Source organism: Arthrobacter sp. SDR-2R, from assembly GCF_057747955.1.
On record NZ_CM173231.1, the window covers coordinates 1971043 to 1989882 of the forward strand.

Consider the following 18840-nt stretch of genomic DNA (forward strand, 5'->3'; position numbering starts at 1 on the left):
ATTGCCCGCCCTCCCAGACAGCGGTCCGGCCGCGGCGAGTCTTGAGATAGCTGCAAATAGGGGGCTTCCCTGCGGCGGGGCGGTACCTCCCGAAATGTGAAATGTCGGAAGCAGTCAGTACGGTGGAACCATGAGCCATGCGGAGTCTGTCATACCCGTCCACCAGGCGGCGCCGGAACGGCTGCCGGCGAACCATCTGGTGGATACCCTGCTCCCCGTAAGGCCGGCCTTGGTGGACCGCGGATCGGCCGCGCGCGCCAGGCCCGGCATGATCGATGATCTTCTGTCCGGCCCGGATGCGCTGGCTGCGGTCCTGTCGAGGCGCCAGGGGCTGGTGCAGGGCGGCGACATGATGCTGACCGGGGCCAGGGAACTCCTGGCACAGCTGAAAGCAGCAGGAGCCGCGCCGGAACTCGTGGTGTACCTGGGCTCGGCGCTGCCTGCCTCACACCTTCCGGCCGGGACCGAGCTGCTGCTGTTCGTCCTTCCTGAGCCCCCGGAACCCGGGACCGCCGGTATCCCCGCGGATGCTGAGTGGGCTGGATTCCGCGACGTCGCCGCAGGCTTGACGGCCACCTCCACAGCCTTGTTCGTGGAAGCCAGCGCCATCGCAAACTGGCACGCTGCCCACACGCATTGCCCACGCTGCGGCACCCCCACGGAAGTGGTGGCCGGCGGCTGGGTGCGCCGGTGCCCGGCGGACAGTTCCGAACACTTCCCCCGCACGGACCCCGCCATCATCGTCACTGTCGTCGGCCCGGACGGCCGGCTGCTCCTGGGCGGCGGCGGCCCCGTGGACGCCCGGAACTACTCCACCCTCGCCGGGTTCGTTGAGCCTGGCGAATCCCTTGAAGAGGCCGTGGTGCGCGAGATCCAGGAGGAGGTGGGCGTGCGGGTCACCGCCTGCCAGTACCTCGGCTCCCAGTCGTGGCCGTTCCCCGCCTCCCTTATGCTTGGATTCACCGCCGTCACCGAGGACGCCCAGGCAACGCCCGACGGCGTGGAGGTCACCAGGGCCCGCTGGTTCAGCCGGGAGGAACTCCAGGAAGCGGTGCTCAGCGGGGAGATCACCATCTCCACCAGGCTCTCCATTGCCCGCTCGCTTATTGAGCACTGGTACGGCGGCCGGATCCAGGACCTCACTGGCGCCTAAGTTATTCCATCCACCAGACTCCAGCACGCGGTAGTCGAGAAACAAAGCAGCAGAAGTGACTACAGAGAATTTTGACGGAGCAGCCTCGCTGGAGGACCGGATCCTCGGCGGACTGGACGCCGAACAGCGTGAGGTGGCCAGCACCTTGAATGGCCCGTTGTGCGTCCTGGCCGGCGCGGGCACCGGAAAGACCCGTGCCATCACCCACCGCATCGCCTACGGCGTGCACTCGGGGGTTTACACTCCGCAGCGCCTGCTCGCCGTAACGTTCACGGCCCGGGCTGCGGCAGAGATGCGCAGCCGCCTGCGGGACCTCGGCGCCGGCAACGTGCAGGCCCGTACCTTCCACGCCGCTGCCCTGCGCCAGCTGCAGTTCTTCTGGCCCCAGGCGGTGGGTGGAACACTGCCCAACCTGCTGGACCACAAGGCCCAGATGCTGGCAGAGGCCGCCCGGCGGCTCAGGCTCAGCACGGACCGGGCCTCCATCCGCGACCTTGCCTCGGAAATCGAATGGGCCAAGGTGTCCATGCTGACACCGGCCAATTACCTGGAGAACGCCCAGGGGAGGGGCGCGCCCGGGGGGTTCGACCTCACCACGGTCGCCCGGGTCTTCCAGTCCTACGAGGACGTCAAGACGGACCGCAACGTGATCGACTTTGAGGACGTCCTGCTGATCACGGTGGGCATCCTGCAGGAGGACGAGAAGGTGGCCGCCACGGTCCGGGAACAGTACCGGCACTTTGTGGTGGACGAATACCAGGACGTCTCCCCGCTGCAGCAGCGGCTCCTGGACCTGTGGCTCGGCGGCCGTGACGAACTCTGCGTGGTGGGTGACGCAAGCCAGACCATCTATTCCTTTACCGGCGCATCGCCCCGGCACCTCCTGGACTTCAAGACCCGATACCCCCAGGCCAACGTGGTCAAGCTCATCAGGGACTACCGCTCCACCCCGCAGGTGGTGAAACTGGCCAATGACCTGCTGGCCGCCCGCCGCAGCGGCGGGCCCACCGCCGACGCCGCGTGGGCATCGCCCCTCCAGCTCGTGGCGCAGCGCCCCGCCGGGCCCGCGCCCCAGTTCACCGAGTGCACGGACGACGAAGCTGAAGCCGCCACGGTGGCGCAGAAGATCAAGGCACTGCTCGACGCCGGCACTCCAGCCAGCGAGGTGGCCATCCTTTTCCGTACCAACGGCCAGTCCGAGGCTTACGAGCAGGCGCTGGCCGCGGCAGGCATCGGCTACCAGCTGCGTGGCGGCGAGCGCTTCTTCGCCCGCAAGGAGGTAAGGGACGCGATCCTCCAGCTGCGTGCCGCCACCCGGGCGGTTTCCGAATCGGACACACCGGAACCCCTGGGTCAACTGGTCCGGGACATCGTCTCCTCCCTCGGCTACACCGACTCGGCACCGCACAGCGGGGGTGCCCTGCGCGAACGCTGGGAGTCCCTCGCGGCACTGGTGGCGCTCGCCGACGAACTGGTGCAGTCCCGCGGCCCCCAGTTTGGCCTGGCTGATTTCGTCAACGAACTCCAGGAGCGTTCCCTCGCCCAGCACGCGCCCACCGTGCAGGGCGTTACGCTCGCCTCGCTCCACGCGGCCAAGGGCCTGGAATGGGATGCCGTCTTCCTGGTGGGGCTCAGCGAAGGCCTGATGCCCATTTCCTTCGCCGATTCACCGGAATCGGTGGATGAGGAGCGCCGCCTCCTCTATGTCGGCATCACCCGCGCCCGTGAACACCTTTCCCTCTCGTGGAGCACCGCGAGGACCCCCGGCGGCCGGGCCAACCGGAAGCCGTCCCGGTTCCTCGACGGCCTGCGGCCGGACTCGGTGGCAAGCTCAAGCACCCGGGGGAAGGGCGCGCTTCCGCGCCGCAAGGCTGCCGCCCCCGCCGTGTGCCGGGTCTGCGGGAGCATGCTTGCCACCGGAGCGGAACGCAAGGTTGGCCGCTGCAACGCGTGTCCCCCCAGCTACGAGGAGCAGACCTTTGATGCGCTCCGCAACTGGCGCCGCGAGGTGGCCCAATCCGCGGACGTCCCGGCCTTCGTCGTCTTTACCGACGCCACCCTCACTGCCATCGCGGAGGCGAGGCCGGCGTCGCTGGAGGAACTTGCCGGCCTGGCCGGCGTTGGCCCATCCAAGCTGGAAAAGTACGGGGAGGACGTCCTCCGGGTCCTCGTCGAAAGCTCGGTCCTGTGAAACGCGGAGCCAGCGGCGGTGCCCGGCAGGCGTCAGTGCTGACCACCTCGAACGGTTCTCCGGTGGAGGTGCGGCGCTCTGCCCGGCGCACCCGCACCGTGGCGGCGTTCTGGGAAGACGGGACGGCGGTGGTTGCCATTCCGGCCCGCTTCACTGCGGCGCAGGAGCGCGAGTGGGTCCACAAAATGCTGGCCAAACTGCACAAGCAGGGGCAGCGGCATGCGGCAGCCGGGCGGCGGCGTCCTGCCACAGATGAGGCCCTCGCAGCCCATGCGGCCACGCTGTCCACGCAATACCTCGGTGGCCGGTCAGTGCCCACATCCGTCCGTTGGGTCAGCAACCAGAATTCCCGGTGGGGTTCGGCCACGCCGGCCGAGGGGACCATCCGCCTGTCTGACAAGCTGCGGCCCATGCCCCAGTGGGTCATCGACTACGTGCTGCTCCACGAGCTGGCCCACCTTCTGGTGGCCTCACACAACGCTGCCTTCTGGCAGCTGCTGGAGGCCTACCCCGAAACCCAGCGGGCCAAGGCCTTCCTCGAGGGTGTTTCCTTCGCCACGTCGCGGGGAATGGACAAAGATGCCGACCAGCCTGACGTCGGCCCGCTTGACGCTGACGTAGTCCAATAGCGGGCATTAAATCCGGCGAAAAGCAGTCTGGCGGGCCAGGAAGCCCTGGCCCGCCAGCAATGTCTCAGCCCTTGGGCTGGTCCGTTCCGCCGTCGTCGTCCTTGCTGCCGGTGTCCCCGGCGCCGCCCTGATCACCGGAGGTGTCGTCGAAGCCGCCGTCCAGCAGTTTCTGCAGCGCGTCATCCACCTCGCTGTCGCTTGCCTCGGCAAGCTTGCGGCGGGAGCTGAAACCCTTCGGATCATCCAGGTCCTCGGCCGTGGGCAGCAGGTCGGGGTGGTGCCAGATGGCGTCACGGCCCTCGATCCCGCGTTCCTCCTTCAACGTGGCCCACAGGGTGGCCGCGTCCCGCAGCCTGCGCGGACGCAGCTCGAGTCCCACCAGTGAAGCGAAGGCGTGTTCGGCGGGACCGCCCGTTGCCCGCCGGCGCCGCACTGTTTCGCGCAGTGCCCCGGCGGACGGCAGTACCTTCTCCGTGGCGGCCGCGGTCAGTTCATCCACCCAGCCCTCCACAAGGGCCAGTGCGGTCTCGAGCTTTTCCAGTGCCTGTTCCTGGGCGGGAGTCCGCTGTGGCATGAACACGCCCTGCGACAGGGCCTCCTGGATGCCTTCCGGGTTGCTGGGGTCAAGGTCGCGGGCGAGTTCCTCGATGCGTGAGGTGTCGATGTGGATGCCGCGGGCGTATGCCTCGATGGCGCCCAGCAGGTGTCCGCGCAGCCAGGGAACCTGTACGAACAGCCGGGCGTGCGCGGCTTCCCGCACGGCCAGGAACAGCCGGATGTCGTTCTCGGGCAGGGACAGGCCCTCGCCGAACGCGGCGACATTGGCCGGCAGGAGTGCCATCTCAAGGTCGGCCAGCGGGACGCCGATGTCGGTGGAGCTCACCACGTCCTTGGACAGGGCGCCGATGGCCTGCCCCAGCTGCATACCGAAGATGGCGCCGCCCATGTTCTGCAGCATCGAGGAGGCGCCGCCCATCATGGACTTCATTTCCTCGGGCATCTGCTCCGTCATGGCGGAGGAGAGCGCATTGGCGATGCTGTTGGCCACGGGTTCTGTCAGCCGCTTCCAGGTGCCCAGGGTGGCCTCCACCCATTCCGCGCGGGACCATGCCTTGCCGATCAGACCGGTGGCGGGCAGGTCGGTGACGGGGTCCAGCCACATCTCGGCGAGGCGGAGGGCTTCATCCACCTCCCGGGACTGCTGGGCAGTGACGGACGGGTCCGCGCTGCCGGCCGCAACCCGCCGGGCATTGTCGTGGGCCAGTGTCCAGTTGACGGGCCCTTCGGACGGTGCGCTCATCATCGCCTGAACCTGGGAGAACATCTGGGCCAGCAGGTTGGGGTCGTCCGGCAGGCCGGCCGCCTTGGCCAGCTCGGCGGGATCGAAGTTTTCCATCCCCTTGCCGCCCATTAGGTTCTGCAGCATTTCGGTCAACGGATCCTTGGGGGTGTCGTCGCCGTTGGACGGATTGAGTGGGTTGGAGGTCATGGTCCCGCCGATCGATGGTGTGACTGTTGATCAACCTTCACGGTACCCCGGTGGGGGTCGGCTGTCTGCCGCCCGCCGCCGTCGTTCGCTCTAGGCAAAGCGCCCCGTCGCACCACCACCGCGTACTGTTGGTGGGGTGACTACAACCCGTGGCGGCCACCCTTCAGAGGACCACGTTCCCGATCTTCCCCCTTTCTCCAATCCCGGTCCGTTTGGTGCCGGCAGCCCGCCCGAAGGCTCCGGGGCCGGTGGCGGCCAGGCAGTTGAAGGCAGCGGCCCCGGCGCGTCCGACGGCGGCGGCACGGGCAGGCGGCTTTCCACCATGATGGTTGCCGGGCTGGCGGCGTTGGGGCTGGGAATTGCCGTGGGGACGCTTCCGGTGCCGTATGTCATTGAATCGCCCGGGCCCACCTACAACACGCTGGGGGAGAGCCAGGGACATCCGGTCATCAACGTCAGCGGCCGCGAAACGTATCCGGCTGCCGGGAGCCTCGACCTGACCACCGTGTACGTTGACGGCGGCCCCAATGGCCCGGTCAGCATCCTCAACGCATTCTCGGCATGGCTGGACAACTCCAAAGCCGTGTACCCGGTGGAGCTGATCTATCCCACGGGCACAACGAAGGAAGAGGCCCAGGAACAGAGTGCGGTGGCCATGGCCACGTCCCAGGAGAACGCGGTGGCCTCCGCCCTGAATGAACTCGGGATTCCCTTCAGCCAACAGCTCCAGGCCGCGGACCTGTCCAAGGATTCCGCGTCCGCCGGCAGGATCCAGCAAGGGGACATCCTCAAATCCATTAACGGCAGGGACATCACCGCCCTCAGTGTGATCCAGGATGAGCTGGCCTCGGGCAAGGGTGCCCCGGTATCGGTAACGGTGGAACGCGCCGGCCAGCCCGTCACCGTCCAGGTCACGCCCAAGGACAACGGCCAGGGCCGTTTCATCCTCGGTGTCATGTTGAAGTACCTCTTCAGCTTCCCCTTCCAGGTCCAGATCTCCCTGGACAAGGTGGGCGGGCCCAGTGCCGGGCTCATGTTCTCGCTGGGCATCATCGATAGGGTTACGCCGGGGGACCTCACCGGCGGAAAACATATCGCGGGTACCGGCACCATCTCGCCTGACGGCAAGGTGGGACCCATCGGCGGCATCGGGCAAAAGATGCGGGGTGCGCGTTCGTCCGGTGCCACCCTTTTCCTGGCGCCCGCCGGCAACTGCAACGAAGTGGCCGGCCACGTTCCCGACGGCCTCCAGGTGGTCCGCGTGGAAAACCTCTCGGAAGCCCGGCATGCCGTGGAACTGGCCGGAAGCGGCCAGGACACATCCGCGCTCCCGGCCTGCGCCAGCAAATAGACTGGGCGCAACTAGACTCACAGGAACTAAGCTTTACCGCCACTCGTGGCACAGTTGACGGACGAAACCAGCCGTTTGACCGGTACCGTACGTCGCTCGCACGCTTCGAATATTTCGACGACCAGCTATGAGGTACCCAGTTTGTCCCGTCCCGCCAGCACCATGTCCACCGGCAGGCCCCCTTCACGACGCGGCGTGCTGACGCCCACCCTGATTATTGTCGCCCTGGTGGTAGTGGGCTTCATTTTCTTCGCCAACGTCTGGACCGACGTCCTCTGGTACCGGCAACTGGGCTTCATCGAAGTCTTCGTCACCGAGAACCTCGCCAAGATCGCCACCTTCGTGGCCGGCTTCGCCATCATGTTCGCGGCTGTCTTCTTTTCGATCCGCATTGCCTACAACGCCCGGCCGGTCTACGCGCCGGACTCTGAAATCAGGGACAACCTCAACCGGTACCAGGCGCAGCTGGAGCCGGTCCGGCGCATCGTCATGGTGGGCCTGCCGGTCCTCTTCGGCCTGTTTGCGGGCAGCGCTGCGGCGAGCCAGTGGCAGAAGGTCCTGCTGTTCTTCAACCAGGTTGGCTTCGGCGAGGCCGATCCGCAGTTCAACATGGACATCAGCTTCTACCTGATGACCCTGCCGTTCCTCGGTTTTGTGACCGGGTTCCTGATCAGCGTGGTGGTGATTGCGGGCATCGCCGGCATCCTCACCCACTACCTGTACGGCAGCATCCGGCTGATGGAGCGCGGCGTGTTCACCAGCCGCGCGGCACAGATCCACATCGCCGTGACCGGCGCCGCCTTCCTGGTGCTCCTCGGCGTCAACTTCTGGCTGGACCGCTACTCTTCCGTCCAGAGCAACGGCGGCCGCTGGGCCGGCGCCCTCTACACGGATGTCAACGCCGTCATCCCCACCAAGGCCATCCTCGCCGTGGCTGCCGTGCTGGTGGCCATCCTGTTCATCGTGGCCGCCGTGATTGGCCGCTGGCGCCTTCCGGTGATCGGTACCGCCATGCTGATCATCACCTCCATCCTGGCCGGGGGCGTGTATCCCTGGGTGATCCAGCAGTTCCAGGTCCGCCCGTCCGAGCAGACGCTGGAAAGCAAATACATCCAGCGCAACATCGAGAACACGCGCAAGGCCTACGGCCTGGACGGCATCCAGGAAACCCGGTACGACGCCACCAACACGGCCAGTACCGGCGCGTTGGCGCCGGACGCCCAGACCACTGCCAACATCCGCCTTCTGGACCCGAACCTGATTTCGGACGCGTTTGCTCAGCTGGAGCAGTACCGCCCGTACTACCAGTTCCCCAAGGCCCTCAATGTGGACCGCTACGAGGTGGACGGCAAGATCCAGGACACCGTGATCGCCGTGCGGGAACTGAATCCCACGAACGTGGCAACCAACCAGCAGGGCTGGCTGAACCAGCATGTGGTGTACACCCACGGCTATGGGGTTGTGGCGGCCAAGGGCAACAAGTTCACGGTTGACGGCAAGCCTGAATTCCTCCAGTCCGGCATTCCGTCCACCGGCGTGTTGGGCAACGATACAACCTACGAGCCGCGGATCTACTTCGGCGAGTCCTCGCCCGAATACTCGATCGTCGGCGCACCCGACGGCGCCACCCCGCGCGAGCAGGACCGCCCTTCCGGCAAGGAAGGGGAGGGCGAAACCCAGTACACGTTCAAGGGGAACGGCGGGCCCAATGTTGGATCCTTCTTCAACAAGATCCTTTACGCCATCAAGTTCCAGTCCTCGGACCTGCTGCTTTCGGACGGCGTGAACCCGGCGTCGCAGATCCTGTATGACCGCAGCCCCCGCGAGCGTGTCCAGAAGGTGGCACCCTACCTGACCGTTGACGGCGGCGCTTACCCGGCCGTGGTGGACGGCCGGGTCAAATGGATCGTGGACGGCTACACCACCAGCCAGTACTACCCGTACTCGCAGCAGAAGCAGCTCTCGGATGCCACCACTGATTCGCAGACCAGCTCCGGCCGCGCCGTGGCCCTGCCCAACAGCACGGTGAACTACATCCGCAACTCGGTCAAGGCCACTGTGGATGCCTACGACGGCTCGGTCACCCTCTATGCCTGGGATGACACGGACCCGGTCCTCAAGGCCTGGCAGAAGGTCTTCCCCTCATCCCTGAAGCCGTACTCGGAGATGTCCGGCGCGGTGATGAGCCACGTCCGCTACCCGGAGGACCTCTTCAAGGTCCAGCGTGAGCTGCTGGGGCAGTACCACGTGACGGATCCCACCAGCTTCTACAAGAACAACGACGCATGGAGCGTACCTGCCGATCCCACGGTGGATACGGACGTGAAGCAGCCGCCGTTCTACATGTCGCTGCAGATGCCGGACCAGCAGAAGCCTGCGTTCCAGCTGACGTCCTCGTTCATCCCGCAGATCGTCAACGGCAATGCCCGCAACGTCCTGTACGGGTTCCTCGCCGCTGACTCGGATGCCGGGAACCAGGCCGGTGTGAAGGCCGACGGCTACGGCAAGCTCCGGCTGCTGCAGATCCCGCCGGAAACGCAGGTGCCCGGTCCGGGCCAGGCGCAGAACAAGTTCAACTCCGATCCCACTGTTTCGCAGGCACTGAACCTGCTGCGGCAGGGTGCGTCGGACGTGCTGAACGGCAACCTGCTCACCCTGCCCGTCGGCGGCGGCATCCTTTACGTCCAGCCTGTCTACCTCAAGTCCACCGGTGAGACGTCCTATCCCACCCTGCAACGCGTGCTGGTGGCCTTCGGGGACAAGGTGGGCTTCGCGCCAACGCTTGACGCGGCCCTCAAGCAGCTCTTCGGTGGTGACTCCGGTGCAGCAGCGGGTGACTCCGCCAACAACGGCCAGGTGCCGGCCGGCCCGGCAGCGCCTGCGACACCGGCCGCTGCGGACGCGAAGGCCCAGCTGAAGGCGGCCCTGGACGAGGCGAATGCGGCCATCCAGTCCGGCCAGTCGGCACTGGCGGCAGGCGACTTCGCTGCCTATGGCGAGGCGCAGAAGAAGGTGGCGGCCGCGCTGAAGAAGGCGATGGACGCCGAGGCCAAGATCCCGGTCACCGCTCCGGAGGCAAGCCCGGCCCCCGCTGCTTCCAGCTCACCCTCGGCAACGCCGTCCCCGTCAGCGGGCCGGTAGCAGGACGGGCACGGCAGCACGACGGCGGCGGCCCGGCATCCGAGCCCCATGGGGGCCGGTGCCGGGCCGGCGTAACGGACGTCACGCCGCTTCGATTTGGCCTGCGGTTCACCTCCCGGTAAAGTAGTTCTTGCGACGCGGGGTGGAGCAGTTCGGTAGCTCGCTGGGCTCATAACCCAGAGGTCACAGGTTCAAATCCTGTCCCCGCAACTGAGGAAAGGCCCGGACATTGGAAACAATGTCCGGGTCTTTTGCTTTCTCCGCTGGGGCCGCCGGGACCGTCGTCGAACCCCAAGGGGGCCTGGTGGACGTGTGGTCAGGCCGGCCGTGAAAGTAGGGTAGTGTTGATCAAGCGACGCGGGGTGGAGCAGTTCGGTAGCTCGCTGGGCTCATAACCCAGAGGTCACAGGTTCAAATCCTGTCCCCGCAACTTATGAAGGCCCCGACCGGCAGTTACGCCGGCCGGGGTCTTTCTTTTCCTTGGATGCGCACAGTTCCTAGTATTCTCTTTCGAAGGGTCCCGCGATCTGCGGGCTGCCCCAGTCATTCTTGAGAGGTATGTTGTTCGATGGCCACACCCACGAAGAAACCCGGCGCCGCGACGGGTAAGCGGTCCCGGCTCTACTGGGCGGTTCCTGTTGTCCTCGTGGCGCTGGTCCTGGTGGTTCTGGCGGCCAGGCTGGTCGTGGGACTGCCCGCCGTCGCGTCCTTTGTCACCGACTACCCGGGCCAGTCGGCACTGCCGGCCGGCGCCCCGGTGGGATTCCCCGCGTGGCTCGCCTGGCAGCACTTCCTCAACGCCTTCTTCCTGCTCCTGATCATCCGCACCGGATGGCAGGTGCGGACCACCACACGGCCCAGCGGGCACTGGACCCGGAACAACAAGGGCCTGATCCGCACCAGGAACGCGCCCACCAAGATCAGCCTTGAACTGTGGTTCCACCTGACGCTGGACGCCCTGTGGATCCTGAACGGGCTCGTCTTTGCCGTGCTGCTGTTCGCCACCGGGCAATGGATGCGCATCGTCCCCACCAGCTGGGATGTCTTCCCCAACGCCCTGTCGGCCGCGCTGCAATACGCCTCGCTGGACTGGCCCACGGAAGACGGCTGGATCAACTACAACGCGCTGCAGCTCCTGGCTTACTTCGTGACGGTCTTCCTCGCCGCTCCGCTGGCGTTCATCACGGGCCTGCGGATGTCCTCCGCCTGGCCAAAGAAGGCTGCCGGCCTGAACAAGGCCTACCCGATCGAATGGGCCCGCGCCGTCCACTTCCCGGTGATGATCTACTTCGTGGCCTTCATCGTGGTCCACGTCTTCCTGGTGCTCACCACGGGTGCTCTGCGGAACCTGAACCACATGTACGGGGTCCGGGACGACGACGGCTGGTTCGGCTTCTGGGTGTTCCTGGCCTCCGTGGCCGTCATGGCGGCCGCGTGGTTCCTGGCCCGCCCGGTCTTCCTGCGGCCCATCGCCTCCCTCATGGGCAAGGTCAGCCGCTAAGCCACCCAGCACCCCACAGCCGGGGCGGCTCAGCCGTCCTTGAGCTGCTGGTAGGCAGCCAGCGCCCGTTCCCGGGACTGAGGAAGCTCCACAAGGGGTTCCGGGTAGTCCGGGACCCCGGTCTTCCAGGGCTCGTGGATGGACTTGTTGTCCAGGTCCGCGAGCTCCGGAACGAACTCGCGCAGGTACCGGCCGCCGGCGTCGAATTTCCTGCTTTGGGTGACGGGATTGAAGATCCGGTAGTACGGCGACGCGTCCGCGCCGGAACCGGCCACCCACTGCCAGTTGGCCGGATTGCTGGCGGCGTCGGCGTCCACCAGCGTGTCCCAGAACCATTGCTCTCCAATCCGCCAGTCGGCCAGCAGATTCTTCACCAGGAACGAGGCCGCGGCCATCCGCACCCGGTTGTGCATCCAGCCGGTCTGCCAGAGCTGCCGCATCCCGGCGTCCACCAGGGGGTAACCCGTGCGTCCCTGCTGCCAGGCCGCGAGCTCACTCCTGCCCGGCTGCTGCCAGGCGAACCGGTCGAATTCGGGCCGGTAGTTGCGGGTGGCCAGGTCCGGGTTGTTGTACAGCAGCTGCCAGCAGAATTCCCGCCAGCCAAGCTCCGAGCGGAAAATTCCGACGTCGGCCGGCACCTTATGCGGAAAGCGTTGGCGGATCTCACGCCACACCCGGAACGGGCTGACTTCGCCGAAACGCAGGTGGGGTGACAGACGGCTGGTTCCCTCGATGCCGGGCAGGTTCCGTCCGGTTCCATATTCCTCGGCAGGGCCGTCCAGGAAGTCCGCCAGCCGGTGGCGCGCGCCTTCCTCGCCGGGAGTCCAGGTGGCGGAGAGGCCGCCGCTCCAGTCGGGGGAGGAGGGGAGCAGCCGCCAGCTGTCGAGCTCGTCGCCGGCCTGGAGACGGCCGCCCTGCGGGGGTCCCGGGATCCGGGCCGGAGGCTCCTGGGGGTCCCGGACCTCCTGGCCGGCAAGGCATGCCCGCCAGAAAGGAGTGAACACCTTGTAGGGGCCGCCGGAGCCGGTCTTGACCGTCCAGGGCTCGAACAGGAGGTTTGCCTGGAAGCTTGAAGCCTCCAGGCCGTTCTCCCCGGCCCACTCCTTGACCGCGGCGTCGATGCTGCGCTCGGGTTGACCGTACCGCCGGTTCCAGAACAAGTGCGTTGCTCCGGCGTGCACAGCCACTTCCTTAATCACCCGCCCGGCCGGCCCCCGGCGAAGGAGCAGCCGCGAGCCGCGGGCCTCGAGGGAGGAAGCCAATCGTGCCAGTGAGTGGTGCAGCCACCACCGGGTTGCACCGCCCAGCGGCCGGATGCCCGCAGATTCTTCATCCAGGACGTACACCACTGTCACCGGCAGGCCCAGCGCGGCGGCGGAGTTGAGGGCGGGGTTGTCATCCAGGCGAAGGTCATCGCGCAGCCAGACCAGGGCGGTCTCTTCAGAGGAGGTCATGGCTCCACGCTACACACTGCGGACATGCCGGTGGCCGGGACCACGGGGTCCCGGCCACCGCCTGGTTTCGACTGTGTGGTGCTGGCTGGCCTTAGAGCTTGTCGAAGTCCGCTTCCTCCACGGTTGCCTCGGACTCCGCGGCGTTGGCGGCGCCGAGGGCAGGTGTGGCGCCGCCGGCCTTCAAAGCGGCCAGCCGGGCCTCGATCTCCGTCTGCTCGCCAAGGTCCTCCAGCTGGTTGAACTGGGCATCCAGGCTGGACGCTGCCAGTTCCTCCTGGCCGCGGACCCTGGCCTCTTCGCGGCGGATCTTTTCTTCGAAGCGTCCCACTTCGCTGGTAGGGTCCATGATGTCGATGCTCTTGATGGCGTCGTGCACCTGGGACTGCGCCTCTGCCGTCTTGGACCTGGCCACCAGTTCGTTGCGCTTGCTGGTCAGCTGGTTGAGCTTGTTCTTCATCTGGTCCAGGCCGGTCTTCAGCTTGTCCACCACCTCGCGCTGGGAGGCGATGCTCGGCTCTGCGCCCTTGGCTTCGTTCTCGGCCGCCATCTGCCGCTGCAGGGCGACCTTTGCCAGGTTGTCGAACTTCTCGGCGTCGGCAACGTCGCCGGCGGCGCGGAACTCGTCAGCCTTGCGGGAGGCGGCCAGTGCCTTGTTCCCCCAGTCGCGGGCGTTCTTGACGTCTTCGTTGTAGTCGTCTTCCAGCATGCGGAGGTTGCCGATGGTTTGCGCCACGGCGGACTCGGCTTCGGCGATGTTGTTGGTGTAGTCGCGGACCATCTGGTCCAGCATCCGCTGCGGATCCTCGGCGTTGTCCAGCAAGGAGTTGATATTGGCCTTTGCCAGCTGCGCGATCCGGCCGAAAATGGACTGCTTAACCATGGTGTTTGCCTTTCGTCCTGCTCTGTGTTGACCACTGACGTCCGTGAACAGTGGTGTCGTGCTTCTGTCCGCCCGCCGGGTTCTCCAGCGTGTTCCGACGGAAGTGTTTAGAAACTGCCGGAGTCTCCGCCGCCGAAATCACCGCCGCCAAAGCCGCCGTCCCCGCCGAAGCCGCCGCCTCCACCGCCATCACCCCAGCCGCCGCCGCCGCCCCAGCCGCCGTGGCCACCGTTGAGGATTGAGTTGATCAGGATGCCGCCCAGGATGGCGCCGCCCAGTCCGCCGCCGCCTCCGCCGCCGAACATGCCGCCACGGCCGAAGCCCTGGTTGGCATAGCCGTCAAAATGCTCGACGTCGGCCTGGGCCAGCTGTGCGGCCTGTGCTGCCAGGGCGTGGGCCTGCTGCGCGTAGGTAAGCGCGGTGACGGGGTCGGTGCGGGCAATGGAGAGTGCGTAGTCGAGGTTCCGCTGCGACTCCGCAAGCCTGGTGCGTGCCTCGGTGCCCACCCCGCCGCGGCGCGCGGTGATGTAATCGGAGGTGGCACTGATCTGGGCCTGGGCGGACATGATGGTCTGCTGCAGCGACGCCTGTGCGCGGCGGGCCTGCTCCTGCTGGTCCCGGATCCCGGTCAGGGCCTGGTCCAGGGACTGGTGCGCGGTTTCCACCCTCTGCAGGGTGGCGATGGGGTCAATCTTTCCACCCTGGATTTCGGTCTTCACCTGGGCAAGGGCGGCCTCCACCGCTGCCACTGGACCGGCCAGTTCGGCGAGGGTGCCGGACTGGATCATGGCCTTTGCCTGGGCCAGGTCCTGGGACGTATCCACCACCGCCGCTTCGAGGCCGTTGCGGGCCTGGTCGAGATTGGCGGCGACCTTGGCGATGGCATCCAGCAGGACGTTGGTCTGGTGCAGGCTTTCTTCGGCTGCGCGAACGGCCACTGCCGCCAGGCTGCTCTCGCCCTCGCCGAGCTTCTGCTGCGCGGTTTCGGAGGCGTTCTGGACGAACGCCAGCCGTTCCTTGGCCTGCACGATGTTGTCCGAGACCTGGGTCAGCGCACTGTCGGCGTACTTTGACCGCATGGCGGCAAGGGACTGCTCCGCGCTGGCGATCTTGGCGTCCGCTTCGCGGGCTCCGGTGTTGACCGCCGCAAGGGCCTGCGGTGCGTTCTTCTCCAGCTCACGCAGGGAGTCAAAGTCCGCCTTCTGCTCCTGCAGGGAGGCGAGGGCGGCTTCCGAGCGCCGGATGATCTCGCCCAGCCAGGTCCGCTGCTGCTCCTCGGTGTCCGGAATGTGGTCGTCCAGCTGCTGCTGAAGCTTGAAGGACTCCGTCATGTGGGCCTTCGCTTCCGCCAAAGCTTTGGTGAAGTTTCCGACGGCGGCATCACCGTACTGTGCCTGGGCAAAGCCGAGTTCCTGCTCGCTGGACTTGATGGCGTCATCCGCTTCGATGAGCAGGGATCCGCTCTTCCGGCGGAGTTCCTCCACGCTCAGTGACGCCAGCGGGTCCAGTTCTGCGCCCTGGGGGCCGTAACTTCCAGTGGACGCATCCTTGCCGGCGGCCTTCTTTCGCCGGTTCCGGTAATACAGGTACGCACCGCCGCCGGCCACCACCACGCCGGCACCCACCAGGATGCCCGCGCCGGCCCCGTCACCGGATGACACATTGCCGCTGCCGCCGCCGGCAGCATCGCCGATGGCTGAGGCGGTATCGATGGCAGCCTGCGCGAAGTCGCGCTTGCCCGCCCCGAGGTTGGCGGCGACAGCGTTCTGGGTGATGTTGCTGCGCTTGGAGTAAATGGAACTGGCGGAATTGGGCGAGAAGTAGTACTTGCCCTGCTCGGTGGCGATGGCAAGAATGGCGTCTGCTTTGCCCATTCCCTTGGCCTGCGCCACCGCATTGCTCCAGGCTGCGGGATCAGTGGGGTTCTCGAACGACTTAACCGTGACCACGTACAGGTTGTACTTGTGGTCCTTCAGCAGCTTCTGGATGGCGTCCTGGACCTCGCCCTTCCGGCTGCCCAGGACGTTCGCGTCATCAACAATGTTGGTGCCGGAGGGGATGGTGACCGGGTTTTCGGCCCAGGCGGCGCCGGCGGGTACCGCCAGCAGCCCGGCAAGGCCGATCACGGCGAGGAAACGTTTGAACTTTGACCGCATGTGCAACCCTTCAGCACGCCTGACACCGATTCGGGACGAATCAGTCGTCGAATCCAACAGCGCCCCCACGCTTGGTGTGAAGCCGCAGGTCGCTGTGGCAATTCATCTTTGATTCTATGGTGCACCCCACAGCCAGTCCATGACGGCGAATATGCCCCCAGCGAAACGCCCCGCCCTCCAGAAGGACATGACCGGAACGTTCAGGAAGCTCTCAGCAAACATCCGAGCTTGTTCCAGCGGGACGGTCCATAGTTAATGGCAGACGAGGATGAAAGGAAGTCCCATGACTGAGAATCAAACCCCAGGACCGGTCCCGGAGGACAGCCACGCGGGCAACCGGAACCCGTGGCAGCGGCAGGGCCAGCAGCAGGACGCGCAGCAGCCCGGTGACCGGCAGGTGGCCACTCAGTATGGGAACGGGACCGCGGACCAGGAGCCCGGCGGCTACAGCGGTGCGGAGCAGCGCGACCACACCCAGGAGTTGCCCGGAGCTCCACGTCCGGTGTATCCGCAGCGCCAGCCGTTTTACGGCCAGTCCGGATACTATGGCCAGCAGCAGCACCACGAAGGCCAGCCCGTTCACGGCGGGGGCCCCGGCACGCCGAACGGCAACGCCGGCTACACCCCCAATCCCAAGGACGCGCCGCGCCGGAAGGCAACCTTTGGCGTCGGTACCCTCGTGGCCAGCATCCTCGCAGCAGGCCTTGTGGGAGGCGGCGTGGCTACGGTGGGTGCCGGCGAACTGTTTGGGAACACCGGGTCCAGCACTTCAACCGTCGGCAGCAACAGCCAGCCCGGCACGGTCATCGTCAACAACAAGGACGACGTCAACGCCATTACCGCGGCTGCCGTGAAGGCCTCGCCCAGCGTCGTCACCATCAGTGCCACCAGCGGCAGCTCAGGGGGCACGGGTTCGGGCATCGTCCTTGACGACCAAGGCCACATCCTGACCAACACCCACGTGGTGACCCTCGATGGCCAGACTGCCAATGCCACCCTCGAAATCCGGACCAGTGACGGAAAGGTCCTGCCGGCAAAGCTGGTGGGCACCGACCCCCTGTCCGACCTCGCCGTCATCAAGGTGGACGACACGTCAAGCCTGACCCCTGCCACCCTCGGTGATTCCTCCAAGCTGAACGTGGGTGATACGGCCATCGCCATCGGTTCCCCGCTGGGGCTGACCGGAACGGTCACGGACGGCATCGTGTCCACGCTCAACCGGACCATCAGCGTTGCATCGTCCGCAGCCCCGAAGGGCGGCGACAACAGCCAGGGCGGCGACCAGGGCTTCCAGTTCGCCCCTCCGGGCGGCGGCCAGAGCCAGCAAAGCGCGGGCGAGGGATCCATCGCCATCAACGTCATCCAGACTGATGCTGCCATCAACCCTGGCAACTCCGGCGGCGCCCTGGTGAACAGCAAGGGCGAGATCATCGGCGTCAACGTCGCCATTGCTTCCGCGGGCTCCGGGACGTCCACTTCCCAGAGCGGCAACATCGGCGTGGGGTTCAGCATCCCGATCAACAACGCCAAGCGCGTCGCCCAGGAAATCATCGACACCGGCAAGGCCTCGCACGGCCAGCTGGGTGTCAGCGTCAAGGCCAAGACGTCGGGTGCCTCCTCCGAATTCTCGGTGGGGGCCGACGTGGCAACCGTTGACCCCAACTCTGCCGCAGGAAAAGCCGGTATCAAGGTCGGTGACGTCATCACCAAGTTCAACGACCTCACCATCGGCGAACCGAACCAGCTGACCGCGGCCGTCCGCGAACAGCCGGCGGGCTCCACCGTGAAGATCACGGTGGAGCGCAGCGGCAAGGAACAGACATTCGACGTCACGCTGGGTGCCGCAGCCAGCTGAGGCCAGGCAGCAACATCGTGCAGCAATGACGACGGCGGCGTTCCCATCCAAGGGGGCGCCGCCGTCGTCATGCTGAGCCACGGTGAGGGCCTGACACAGGCGTTAACGGAAGAGGGCGCAGGGGCGCGCCGATATGGTTAGCTAGGAGCTACCCGCCTGCCGGGCATTCCGCGGCCATGACCCACCCGGCTGGCTGTCCACAAGCATGGAAGGCTGCTGTAAACACAGTGGAAGAGACATTGAAGATCGTAGTCCTGGTCAAACATGTACCGGACGCCCAGTTCGACCGTCATCTCAACGGTGAGGGCAACACGGTGGACCGCGACGAAAGCATTCTGTCCGAGCTTGACGAGTACGCCCTCGAGGCAGCGCTGCAGCTGGCCGAGGCGAGGGGCGGGAGCAAAGCGGGCAACCAGGTCATCGCCCTGAGCATGGGACCCTCCGGAGCCGTCAACGCCGTCAAGAAGTCGCTGCAGATGGGCGCCACCGAGGGCGTTCATCTGACGGACGACGCCCTGGCCGGCTCGGACGCCGCGGCCACGTCGCTTGCGCTCGCAGCGGCCGTCCGCCACCTGGGCGACGTGGACCTGGTCATCACCGGCATGGCCTCCACCGACGGTGAAACCTCGCTTGTCCCGGCGCAGCTGGCGGAGCGGCTCGGGCTGCCCCAGGTGACCTTTGCCTCCACGCTGGAGGTCGACGGCGGCCGGCTGACGGCCCGCCGCGACGCCGACACCTCCTCGGAGACCGTAGAGGCGCCGCTGCCCGCCGTCGTATCCGTGACGGACCAGATCAACGAGCCCCGGTACCCCAACTTCAAGGGAATCATCGCAGCCAAGCGCAAGAGCATCACCACACTGTCCCTGGCCGACATCGGTGTGGACCCCGCCCAGGTCGGCTTCGCCGGTTCCTGGACCAGCGTGGCCAGCGCGGAACAGCGGCCGCCCCGGACTGCAGGGACCATCATCACCGACGAGGGCGACGCCGGCATCAAGCTGGTTGACTTCCTGGCCGCCCAGAAGCTGCTCTAAGAGGGACAT

Annotated in this window: 12 protein-coding genes and 2 tRNA genes; 10 read left to right on the top strand and 4 right to left on the bottom strand. The window is 66.5% G+C overall.

Annotated elements, in window-relative coordinates:
- Window positions 1-130 precede the first annotated feature (130 nt).
- The 3 genes from nudC to AC3ANU_RS09225 are packed head-to-tail and all read left to right on the top strand — an operon-like array spanning window position 131 to window position 3973.
- Window positions 131-1153, top strand: coding sequence for an NAD(+) diphosphatase (nudC, locus tag AC3ANU_RS09215; protein ID WP_018768551.1), 1023 nt, complete (start codon window positions 131-133; stop codon window positions 1151-1153).
- Between the two features lie 55 nt (window positions 1154-1208).
- On the top strand, window positions 1209-3344 hold the full coding sequence (locus AC3ANU_RS09220; RefSeq protein WP_018768550.1) for an ATP-dependent helicase: 2136 nt from the start codon (window positions 1209-1211) through the stop codon (window positions 3342-3344).
- Window positions 3341-3973, top strand: a complete 633-nt coding sequence (locus AC3ANU_RS09225; RefSeq protein ID WP_488315865.1) for a YgjP-like metallopeptidase domain-containing protein — start codon at window positions 3341-3343, stop codon at window positions 3971-3973. The genes AC3ANU_RS09220 and AC3ANU_RS09225 overlap by 4 nt, the downstream gene beginning before the upstream one ends.
- 64 nt (window positions 3974-4037) lie before the next feature.
- Here the strand turns inward: AC3ANU_RS09225 and AC3ANU_RS09230 are convergent, their stop codons facing one another.
- Window positions 4038-5462, bottom strand: a complete 1425-nt coding sequence (locus AC3ANU_RS09230) for a zinc-dependent metalloprotease (protein ID WP_223992143.1) — start codon at window positions 5460-5462, stop codon at window positions 4038-4040.
- A gap of 136 nt (window positions 5463-5598) precedes the next feature.
- On the opposite strand from AC3ANU_RS09230, the gene AC3ANU_RS09235 reads away from it, so the two are divergent.
- The 5 genes from AC3ANU_RS09235 to AC3ANU_RS09255 all read left to right on the top strand — a co-directional run bounded on the left by AC3ANU_RS09235 (window position 5599) and on the right by AC3ANU_RS09255 (window position 11455).
- Window positions 5599-6813 carry a YlbL family protein gene (locus AC3ANU_RS09235; protein ID WP_488315866.1) on the top strand — a complete coding sequence of 405 codons (1215 nt, stop codon included), beginning with the start codon at window positions 5599-5601 and terminating at the stop codon, window positions 6811-6813.
- A gap of 162 nt (window positions 6814-6975) precedes the next feature.
- Window positions 6976-9954: a UPF0182 family membrane protein gene (locus AC3ANU_RS09240; protein WP_186447752.1), complete on the top strand. Its 2979-nt coding sequence runs from the start codon at window positions 6976-6978 to the stop codon at window positions 9952-9954.
- Between the two features lie 136 nt (window positions 9955-10090).
- Window positions 10091-10164: transfer RNA gene (locus tag AC3ANU_RS09245), tRNA-Met, on the top strand.
- Window positions 10165-10310: 146 nt separating this feature from the next.
- Window positions 10311-10384: transfer RNA gene (locus AC3ANU_RS09250), tRNA-Met, on the top strand.
- A gap of 138 nt (window positions 10385-10522) precedes the next feature.
- Entirely contained in the window at window positions 10523-11455 is a 933-nt protein-coding gene (locus AC3ANU_RS09255; RefSeq protein ID WP_488315867.1) for a cytochrome b/b6 domain-containing protein, read from the top strand.
- Window positions 11456-11484: 29 nt separating this feature from the next.
- Here AC3ANU_RS09255 and AC3ANU_RS09260 read toward each other — a convergent pair whose 3' ends face one another.
- The 3 genes from AC3ANU_RS09260 to AC3ANU_RS09270 all read right to left on the bottom strand — a co-directional run bounded on the left by AC3ANU_RS09260 (window position 11485) and on the right by AC3ANU_RS09270 (window position 15945).
- Window positions 11485-12909, bottom strand: a complete 1425-nt coding sequence (locus AC3ANU_RS09260) for a cryptochrome/photolyase family protein (protein ID WP_018768544.1) — start codon at window positions 12907-12909, stop codon at window positions 11485-11487.
- A 91-nt stretch (window positions 12910-13000) separates the two neighbouring features.
- Window positions 13001-13789 carry a PspA/IM30 family protein gene (locus AC3ANU_RS09265; protein ID WP_056388133.1) on the bottom strand — a complete coding sequence of 263 codons (789 nt, stop codon included), beginning with the start codon at window positions 13787-13789 and terminating at the stop codon, window positions 13001-13003.
- Between the two features lie 107 nt (window positions 13790-13896).
- A complete protein-coding gene (locus tag AC3ANU_RS09270; protein ID WP_488315868.1) occupies window positions 13897-15945 on the bottom strand; it encodes a TPM domain-containing protein in 2049 nt (682 codons plus the stop codon).
- 283 nt (window positions 15946-16228) lie between these two features.
- On the opposite strand from AC3ANU_RS09270, the gene AC3ANU_RS09275 reads away from it, so the two are divergent.
- Both AC3ANU_RS09275 and AC3ANU_RS09280 read left to right on the top strand, forming a co-directional pair.
- Window positions 16229-17800: a S1C family serine protease gene (locus tag AC3ANU_RS09275; RefSeq protein ID WP_488315869.1), complete on the top strand. Its 1572-nt coding sequence runs from the start codon at window positions 16229-16231 to the stop codon at window positions 17798-17800.
- A 239-nt stretch (window positions 17801-18039) separates the two neighbouring features.
- The gene (locus tag AC3ANU_RS09280) at window positions 18040-18831 is read left to right on the top strand and encodes an electron transfer flavoprotein subunit beta/FixA family protein (RefSeq protein WP_018768539.1); all 792 of its coding nucleotides are present in this window, start codon (window positions 18040-18042) and stop codon (window positions 18829-18831) included.
- The last annotated feature ends 9 nt before the right edge of the window (window positions 18832-18840 follow it).

Coding starts and splice junctions, on each gene's coding strand:
- nudC (WP_018768551.1), top strand. CDS start 131: ATGAGCCATGCGGAGTCTGTCATACCCGTCCACCAGGCGGCGCCGGAA.
- AC3ANU_RS09230 (WP_223992143.1), bottom strand. CDS start 5,462: ATGACCTCCAACCCACTCAATCCGTCCAACGGCGACGACACCCCCAAG.
- AC3ANU_RS09240 (WP_186447752.1), top strand. CDS start 6,976: ATGTCCACCGGCAGGCCCCCTTCACGACGCGGCGTGCTGACGCCCACC.
- AC3ANU_RS09255 (WP_488315867.1), top strand. CDS start 10,523: ATGGCCACACCCACGAAGAAACCCGGCGCCGCGACGGGTAAGCGGTCC.
- AC3ANU_RS09260 (WP_018768544.1), bottom strand. CDS start 12,909: ATGACCTCCTCTGAAGAGACCGCCCTGGTCTGGCTGCGCGATGACCTT.
- AC3ANU_RS09265 (WP_056388133.1), bottom strand. CDS start 13,789: ATGGTTAAGCAGTCCATTTTCGGCCGGATCGCGCAGCTGGCAAAGGCC.
- AC3ANU_RS09270 (WP_488315868.1), bottom strand. CDS start 15,945: ATGCGGTCAAAGTTCAAACGTTTCCTCGCCGTGATCGGCCTTGCCGGG.
- AC3ANU_RS09275 (WP_488315869.1), top strand. CDS start 16,229: ATGACTGAGAATCAAACCCCAGGACCGGTCCCGGAGGACAGCCACGCG.